Below are 1,846 nucleotides of genomic sequence, written 5' to 3'. Positions count from 1 at the left end.
GTTTGTGTACAATATAAAGTGCCGAGGAAAAAGCTTACTTAATGATCTAATAGAGCTATTGATATAACCCCCTAGGAATCCATATAGAGCCTTAACTATTTTATTAGCAGTTACATCAATAGCAGGCTGAGCGGTACTAAACTGATGAAAACTTTCCTTTGTTGCATTAGCAATTAAATCAACAATTAATGCAGATCCTGTAACCCACTCTGGAGAAATCTGCTTCTGTTCATCCTGGTGCACTTGCAGAGCATCTAGATCGTGACAAACGTAGTAGCCTGACTTATGGTGTGCCTCGATCAAGCCTTTATCTTCAACAAGTTGATAGGCTCTCAGTACCGTGGCAATACTCACATTCATTTGTCGAGCCAATACTCGCACTGACGGTAAACGCTGCCCAGCAACAAAGACTCCCGAATGTATTTGTTTACACAACTGTTGTGCTAGCGATAAATACAGCAATTGTCTCATAACAGCACACTAGTACCTGGTAATATATGCTTGCCTTTCTTTCAGTTTAAGCCATTTAATCTGTTATGCTCAATAACAGCTAATCTGTATCTATTTATATGTTTGCTTTTTCCTTACCATAACCCCACGCTTGTTCGTGACTCAGCATATTTAGCCTAGCGACTTGTAGCCATATTGTTATCAAACTATTTCCTGCTAGCCAATAAGGATAATGGCATACAAGGCAAAACAGCATCACTCTATTTCTAACGAATAACGAGAGGACAAACATGTCAGTGATTGATTTCAGAAGCGATACCGTAACTACACCTACTGCCAAAATGCGTACAGCCATGGCAGAAGCACCTGTAGGTGATGATGTTTATGGTGATGATCCCACTGTCAACCAATTACAGGACCTTGCAGCTGATCTATTAGGCTTCGAAGCAGCACTTTTTACCCCTTCAGGTACTCAAGGTAACCTCATTGCGATAATGGCTCATTGTCAACGAGGTGATGAGTATATCGTGGGTCAAAATGCCCATACCTACAAGTTTGAAGGCGGTGGTGCAGCCATTGTAGGTAGTATTCAACCTCAGCCCATTATGGAAGGCGAGAATGGAATACTTCCATTGCATGATATTGAGTCTGTTATTAAACCGTTTGATCCGCACTTTGCGCAAACTCGCCTGCTAAGCCTTGAGAATACACACTCTGGCAGAATTTTACCTCAAGACTATATTGCAAGTGCAACTGCGCTGGCCAGAAAACACGGCTTAAGCTGTCACTTAGATGGTGCTCGCATTTATAATGCTGCTGTAAAACAAAGCCTCAATGTAAAAGAGATTACTCAGCACTTTGATTCTGTTTCTGTCTGTTTATCAAAAGGACTCGCCGCCCCTGTAGGTTCTGTCATCGCAGGCACAACCGAGTTTATCAATACTGCACGCCGTTGGAGAAAAGTTATTGGTGGAGGTATGCGCCAAGCAGGCATCCTAGCGGCTGCAGGTATTATTGCGCTAACCGAACAAGTTGATCGATTAGCTGATGACCATGAAAACGCCAGGTATCTAGCTGATGAGCTAAGCAAATTAGATGCTTTTTCTGTAGATATAACTCAAGTGCAAACCAATATGGTTTTTGCTCACTTACACCAAGGCTCAACCAAAGAACTGGCAGCTTACTTAAAGCAACATGACATACTTATCAGCCAATCCAACCCAATACGTTTTGTCACACACAAAGATGTCGACAACCAGTCAGTCGATAAATTAATTAAACATATAAAGTCGTATCTACTAAGTCAATACTGTGGACACTTTTTGGCTGAGAGTCGTAGGTTGTACCAAAGATAGAAACTGCGAGAATGCGGTTATCAACGTCGTATTGTCACAGG

2 protein-coding genes are annotated in these 1,846 nt (G+C 41.8%); one reads left to right on the top strand and one right to left on the bottom strand.

The genetic code is table 11. The features are described 5' to 3' along the window. Positions 1 to 471, bottom strand: a 471-nt coding sequence (locus F607_RS0126655) for a GntR family transcriptional regulator (RefSeq protein WP_027710419.1), incomplete at its 3' end; no start/stop codon positions are given. A 269-nt stretch (positions 472 to 740) separates the two neighbouring features. Here F607_RS0126655 and ltaE point away from each other — a divergent pair. Then, positions 741 to 1,805 (top strand): low-specificity L-threonine aldolase, encoded by a 1,065-nt coding sequence (ltaE, locus tag F607_RS32160; RefSeq protein ID WP_338112652.1) that lies wholly within the window; start codon positions 741 to 743, stop codon positions 1,803 to 1,805. Positions 1,806 to 1,846: the final 41 nt, after the last annotated feature.

Source organism: Zooshikella ganghwensis DSM 15267, from assembly GCF_000428585.1.
Lineage (GTDB): Bacteria > Pseudomonadota > Gammaproteobacteria > Pseudomonadales > Zooshikellaceae > Zooshikella > Zooshikella ganghwensis.
Note: the sequence above shows the minus strand (reverse complement) of the source record. Positions and strands in the feature narration are given on the sequence as shown.